7 protein-coding genes are annotated in these 6221 nt (G+C 72.8%); 6 read left to right on the top strand and 1 reads right to left on the bottom strand.

Annotation, left to right across the window (positions count from 1 at the left end):
• Positions 1-1327: MFS transporter (locus tag ACFSL4_RS29380; protein WP_381089409.1), on the top strand; the 1327-nt coding region annotated here is incomplete at its 5' end.
• Between the two features lie 117 nt (positions 1328-1444).
• Here ACFSL4_RS29380 and ACFSL4_RS29375 read toward each other — a convergent pair.
• The gene (locus ACFSL4_RS29375; RefSeq protein WP_381089406.1) at positions 1445-1831 is read right to left on the bottom strand and encodes a DUF1844 domain-containing protein; all 387 of its coding nucleotides are present in this window, start codon (positions 1829-1831) and stop codon (positions 1445-1447) included.
• Between the two features lie 414 nt (positions 1832-2245).
• On the opposite strand from ACFSL4_RS29375, the gene infC reads away from it, so the two are divergent.
• The 5 genes from infC to ACFSL4_RS29350 all read left to right on the top strand — a co-directional run bounded on the left by infC (position 2246) and on the right by ACFSL4_RS29350 (position 6050).
• Entirely contained in the window at positions 2246-2917 is a 672-nt protein-coding gene (gene infC, locus ACFSL4_RS29370; protein ID WP_381089439.1) for a translation initiation factor IF-3, read from the top strand.
• A gap of 188 nt (positions 2918-3105) precedes the next feature.
• Positions 3106-3300 (top strand): 50S ribosomal protein L35, encoded by a 195-nt coding sequence (gene rpmI, locus ACFSL4_RS29365; RefSeq protein ID WP_007829094.1) that lies wholly within the window; start codon positions 3106-3108, stop codon positions 3298-3300.
• A gap of 95 nt (positions 3301-3395) precedes the next feature.
• Positions 3396-3779, top strand: coding sequence for a 50S ribosomal protein L20 (gene rplT / locus ACFSL4_RS29360; protein WP_004002577.1), 384 nt, complete (start codon positions 3396-3398; stop codon positions 3777-3779).
• Positions 3780-3955: 176 nt separating this feature from the next.
• Complete coding sequence (locus ACFSL4_RS29355) at positions 3956-4816, top strand: TrmH family RNA methyltransferase (protein ID WP_381089400.1); 861 nt, start codon at positions 3956-3958, stop codon at positions 4814-4816.
• Between the two features lie 64 nt (positions 4817-4880).
• Positions 4881-6050, top strand: a complete 1170-nt coding sequence (locus ACFSL4_RS29350) for a sensor histidine kinase (RefSeq protein WP_381089397.1) — start codon at positions 4881-4883, stop codon at positions 6048-6050.
• Positions 6051-6221 lie beyond the last annotated feature (171 nt).

The following is a 6221-nucleotide window of genomic DNA, read 5'->3' as shown; positions in this document are numbered from 1 at the left end:
GGCCGCCCCGGTGGCCCGGGCCCGGGCCGGTGCGCTCACGGCCTACGCCGCCGGGTCGCTGGGGATGGGCGTGTGGGTGACCGTCCCCGGCCTCCTGCTGCTGTACTTCCTCACCAACACCCTCGGTGTCCCCTCGGCCGTGGCCGGGGTGACGCTGCTGCTGCCGCGGATCGTGGACACGCTGGTGCACCCGCTGCTCGGCTCGCTGTCCGACCGGCGGGCGCGCGGGTCCGGGCACCGCCGGGGGATGCTGCGCTGGGGGCTGCTGCTGGCCGTGGCCATGGTGGCGATGTTCACCGTGCCGGCCGGCTGGACCGGTCTGCCCGCCGCGCTGTGGGTCGGCTGCTGGTTCACCGCCGGCAACCTGCTCTTCGCCGCTTTCCAGGTGCCGTATCTGACCACGCCGTCCGACCTGCGGATCGGGTACCACGAGCGCACCCGCGTGTTCATGGCCCGGATGCTCTTCCTGACCCTGGGCCTGCTCGGCTCGGGCGTCGCCGCCCCCGCCCTGGTGGGGGACGGCGGCCGCGCGGGGTACGCACGGATGGCCCTGCCGCTCGCCGGTGCCATGGTCGTGTGCGGGCTGGTCGCCATCGCCGGTGTCAGGAGACTCACCGCGCAGTGCGGCTTCGGCGTCCCCGACCAGCGGCCGCACAGGGCCTTCGGGGACGTCGCGGCCGCCTGGCGGGACCGGGACTTCCGGGCGCTGGCGCTGTCGTACCTGCTCACCGGCACCACGACGCACCTGTTCCTGGCCGCGCTGCCCTTCTACACCGCGTACGTCCTGCGTGACGCCGGGCTGACCGCCGTCCTCATGGGCGGCTTCCTGGCCCCCGCGGTGGTGGCCGGACCGGGGTGGATGCTGCTGTCGCGGCGCATCGGCAAGCAGCGGGGACTGCTGATCGCGCAGGGCGTGTTCATCGTCGGCTCGCCGGCGCTGCTCACCGGCCGGACGCTGGGCACCGCGGTCACGCTCGTCGTCGTGGTGGCGCTGGGATGCGCGTTCGCCGGGCTGCAACTGCTCGCCTTCTCGATGGTCCCGGACGCGGTGGCCGCCGCGGAGTCCCGGGGGAGTGCCCTCGCCGGCGCCTACACCGGGGTGTGGACCGCCACCGACGCCGCGGGCACGGCGATCGGCCCGTATGCCTACTCCGCCGTCCTGGCCGCGGGCGGCTTCGTCTCCACCTCCGAGGGGCACACCGTGGCGCAGCCGGACGGGGCGCTGACCGCGCTGCTGTGGGGATTCGCCGTGCTGCCCGCCCTGCTGATGGCCGGCGCCGTCGCCGTCCAGCTCCGCTGCCGCCTCGACCGCCGGGCGGCGCGGTGACCGCCGTGGCGGCGCGGTGACCGCCGTGGCGGCGTGCCTGCCGCCGCCGGCCGCGCCCGGAGCAGGACCGGTGGGTGGGGCTCAGTGGGTCCGGCGGCTGGACTTCCCGCGCAGTGCTCAGCCGTAGACCGGGCCGGTGTACTTCTCCCCGGGGCCCTGGCCCGGCTCGTCGGGGACGACCGACGCCTCGCGGAACGCGAGCTGGAGCGACTTGAGGCCGTCGCGCAGCGGGGCGGCGTGGAAGGAGCTGATCTCGGTCGCGCTCGCGTCGAGCAGGCCGGCGAGGGCGTGCACCAGCTTGCGGGCCTCGTCCAGGTCCTTGTACGCGTCGCCCTCCTCGGTGAGCCCGAGTTTCACGGCGGCGGCGCTCATCAGGTTGACGGCGACCGTCACGATCACCTCGACCGCCGGGACCTCCGCGATGTCGCGGGTCATGGCGTCGAAGTCGGGGCTGTCGGCGGAATCGGCGGAGGCCGGGGATTCCTCGGGGGAGGTGTCACTCATGTCCCACACGATAGGCCCCGGCACGGCCCCCGCCGCGCGGCAGGCCACCGGGGCGGGCACCGGCCCGGCGCGGGCGGCCCGGGGCGTGCGGAGGCCCGGTGCACGCCGGTTCGCGCCCGTCCCGGGGAGCTGCTAGCCTTGAGGGGCGACCGGCCGGACACGCTGTGCCCGGCCCACAAGTGGAGGCTCCGATCTCCCACCTGGCCGTCCTCCGGGGCGGCGGGTCACCGGTCAGGCGGCGGCCACCGTTCCGTACGGACGGTGGAGTCGCCCGAAAGCGCGCCCCGCGGTTCACCGCGGCGGTGCTCCGGAAAGCTCGGAGTCCCGCCTGTGTCCCGTCCGGGGCATTTTTGATGCGCCGCGATGGTTGGTCCCTATGTCAACCGGACATACGCGGCCGTCCACCAGGCGGCCGTGGGGTGCTACCGAGGAGGATCCATCAGCGCCGAGCCCCGCATCAACGACCGGATTCGCGTTCCCGAGGTGCGACTTGTCGGTCCCAGTGGCGAGCAGGTCGGCATCGTGCCGCTTGCCAAGGCCCTGGAGCTTGCGCAGGAGTACGACCTGGACCTGGTCGAGGTCGCGGCGAACGCCCGTCCGCCCGTGTGCAAGCTCATGGACTACGGGAAGTTCAAGTACGAGTCGGCCATGAAGGCCCGTGAGGCGCGCAAGAACCAGGCGCACACGGTCATCAAGGAGATGAAGCTCCGGCCGAAGATCGACCCGCACGACTATGACACCAAGAAGGGTCACGTCGTCCGGTTCCTCAAGCAGGGCGACAAGGTCAAGATCACGATCATGTTCCGCGGTCGCGAGCAGTCCCGGCCCGAGCTGGGCTACCGGCTGCTGCAGCGTCTCGCGGAGGACGTCCAGGACCTCGGCTTCGTCGAGTCGAACCCGAAGCAGGACGGCCGGAACATGATCATGGTTCTCGGTCCGCACAAGAAGAAGACCGAGGCGATGGCCGAGGCCCGTCAGGCGCAGGAGGCCCGCAAGGCGGAGGCGAAGGCCCACCCCGGCCGCTCGCAGAACCCTGCGGACACCGAGAACGCCGAGGCCCCGGCCGAGGCTTCCGCCGAGGCGTGACCCCGGGGCTCCGGCCCCGGGGGGACACCGGACATACGGACGTACGGACCACCGCGAGGTGGACGTACGGACCCCGGAAAGCCCGGGACGCGAGTCCCAGGACGTAACCGATACAAGAGCGACGCTCCATCGTGCCCGGTTTTCGCGACCGGGCACCGGAGCGCCACCGACGAGGAGAGAACGGCGCTATGCCGAAGAACAAGTCGCACAGCGGTGCCAGCAAGCGCTTCAAGGTCACCGGCTCCGGCAAGGTGCTCCGGGAGCGCGCCGGCAAGCGCCACCTGCTCGAGCACAAGTCGTCCCGTCTGACGCGTCGCCTCACCGGCAACGCCGAGATGGCCCCGGGCGACGCCAAGAAGATCAAGAAGCTTCTCGGCAAGTGAGGCGGCGGCGCCTGAGCGCTGCACGTCAGGACCGGGACCCATTCGTTTCCGGGCTGCGTGGGTCCAACCGCAGCCCCGCTACAAGGAGTTAACAAGTGGCACGCGTCAAGCGGGCAGTCAACGCCCACAAGAAGCGCCGGGCGATCCTCGAGCAGGCCTCCGGCTACCGCGGTCAGCGTTCGCGCCTGTACCGCAAGGCCAAGGAGCAGGTCACCCACTCGCTGGTCTACAACTACAACGACCGCAAGAAGCGCAAGGGCGACTTCCGTCAGCTGTGGATCCAGCGCATCAACGCCGCCGCCCGCGCCAACGGCATCACGTACAACCGCTTCATCCAGGGTCTGAAGGCCGCGAACGTCGAGGTCGACCGCAAGATCCTCGCGGAGCTGGCCGTCAACGACGCGGGCGCGTTCGCCGCGCTCGTCGAGGTCGCGCAGAAGGCGCTGCCGTCGGACGTCAACGCGCCGAAGGCGGCGTGACGCCCCGGCGTCACCCGCACACCAGACGGACCCGCAGGCACACGCCGCCTGCGGGTCCTGCTGTGTCCGCTCCCGTGGCGCCCGCGCGGCCGCGGACGGCGGCCCCCGGTGGGCGCACGCCCCGGGTCCCGCGCGGACCGGAGAACCAAGCCCACGCCCGTTGCGAAGGTGACCCCATGCCCCCTGCCGCCCCCGAGCCGATCTCCCCCCGCTCGCCCCGCGTCACCGCCGCGCGGCGGCTCGCCAGGCGGAACGTCCGGGGCAAGGAGCGGCTGTTCCTCGCGGAGGGTCCGCAGGCCGTGCGGGAGGCCGCCGGGCACCGGGCCGGCGGCGTGGCCACCCTCGTGGAGCTGTTCGCCACCCGGGACGCCGCGGAGCGCTACGCCGCCATCGTGGACGAGGCCCGCGACACCGGAGCCCGTGTGCACCTCGCGGACGAGGACGTCGTCGCCGGCATCGCCACCACCGTCACCCCGCAGGGCCTCGTCGGGATCTGCCGGTTCCTCGACACCCCGTTCGACGACATCCTCGCGCAGCGGCCAAGGCTGGTCGCGGTGCTCGCGCACGTGCGCGACCCCGGGAACGCCGGGACCGTGCTGCGCTGCGCCGACGCCGCCGGGGCCGACGCCGTCGTCCTCACCGACGCCTCCGTCGACCTCTACAACCCCAAGGCCGTCCGCGCCTCCGTCGGCTCCCTCTTCCACCTGCCCGTCGCGGTCGGCGTCCCCGTCGAGCGCGCCGTGGCCGGTCTCAAGGACGCCGGCGTCCGGGTCCTAGCCGCCGACGGCACGGGGGACCACGACCTCGACGACGAACTCGACAAGGGCACCATGGGCGGCCCCACCGCCTGGGTGTTCGGCAACGAGGCATGGGGGCTCCCGGAGGACACGCGCGCCCTGGCCGACGCCGTCGTACGCGTTCCCCTCCACGGAAAGGCCGAGAGCCTGAACCTGGCGACCGCCGCCGCCGTATGTCTCTACGCCTCCGCCCGCGCCCAGCGCGCCCGCGGAGGGTGCCGTACCGTCACGCACGGCTAGTAGGGTGGCGGGCCCGGGGGCCTCCCCTGAGCTCTCGGCCAGGCTCGAGGCAAGGGGTTTCCCCATGCCGGAGGAGAGATGGGGTACGGGGATGATCGGCACGAGCAGAGCACCGGGAGCCCGGGACGCGCACCGCGCGCCCGCGCCGCCGTGCGATGATCTCGCCGCGCTCGGCATCGCCCCCGACGACCTCCCCGACGGACTCGTGATCGCCGACGAGCACGGCCGGGTGATCTGTGTCAACGCGGCGGCCGCCCGCATCACCGCGGTCTGCGCCACCGACGCCCTCGGCCGGCGCCTGGAGCACGTCCTGCCCTTAGAGGACCTCGACGGGAGGCGCTGGTGGCAGCTGACCGACCCCTACGGCGGGCTGGCGATCCGGGTGGGGCAGCCCGAGCGCAATCTGCTGCTGCCCGGCGGGCGGGAGGTCCTGGTCTCGGCGAGGTACGTCCGCACGCACCCCACCGGCCCGGTCCGCCGCGTCCTCGTCTCGCTCCGCGACACCGAGGCGCGGCGCCGCACCGAGCGCAGCCACGCCGAGCTGATCGCCACCGTGGCCCATGAGCTGCGCTCGCCCCTCACCTCCGTCAAGGGCTTCACCGCCACCCTGCTGGCCAAGTGGGAACGCTTCACCGACGACCAGAAGCGGCTGATGCTGGAGACCGTCCACGCCGACGCGAACCGGGTCACCCGGCTCATCGCCGAACTGCTGGACATCTCCCGCATCGACTCCGGACGGCTGGAGGTGCGCCGCCAGCCCGTCGACATGGGCGCGGCGGTGGGCCGGCACATCCAGGCGTACGTCGCCGCGGGCCAGCCCGCCGACCGCTTCCTGCTGCGTGTCGAGCAGCCCCTGCCGCCCCTCTGGGCCGATCCCGACAAGATCGACCAGGTGCTCGGCAACCTGCTGGAAAATGCCGTGCGCCACGGCGAGGGAACCGTCACGATCGACATCACCCCCTCGGTGTCCCCGCGAGAAGGGGAAGAGGAAGAGAACACCGCCACGTCGGTCACGGTGAGCGACGAGGGCCCCGGCATCCCGGAGGAGTCCATGAACCGCGTCTTCACCCGCTTCTGGCGGGGCAGCAAGCGTGGCGGCACGGGCCTCGGGCTGTACATCGTCAAGGGCATCGTCGAGGCCCACGGGGGCACCATCACGGTCGGACGCGCCCGCGGCGGCGGCGCCGAGTTCCGATTTACCCTGCCCGTGGGCACCCCGGCGTATCTCCAGTAGCGCCGCACAGGCCCACGGGCTCCCCCCCCCGTACCCCCGGGAGCACCGGCGGGCCGCTCGTGGACACCCGGTCCGGTAGCCGCTCCCACCCCGTTAGACTCGGCCTTTGGCACCTTTGCGTCCCGAAGTCGGCGACGATTTGTCATCGGACCAGTGTCAGGACCAGTGACG

Origin of the sequence: Streptomyces caeni (genome assembly GCF_042678285.1) — a bacterium.
GTDB lineage: Bacteria > Actinomycetota > Actinomycetes > Streptomycetales > Streptomycetaceae > Streptomyces > Streptomyces caeni.
The sequence above is the reverse complement of the archived record's forward strand: the minus strand, read 5'-3'. Positions and strand labels throughout refer to the sequence as shown.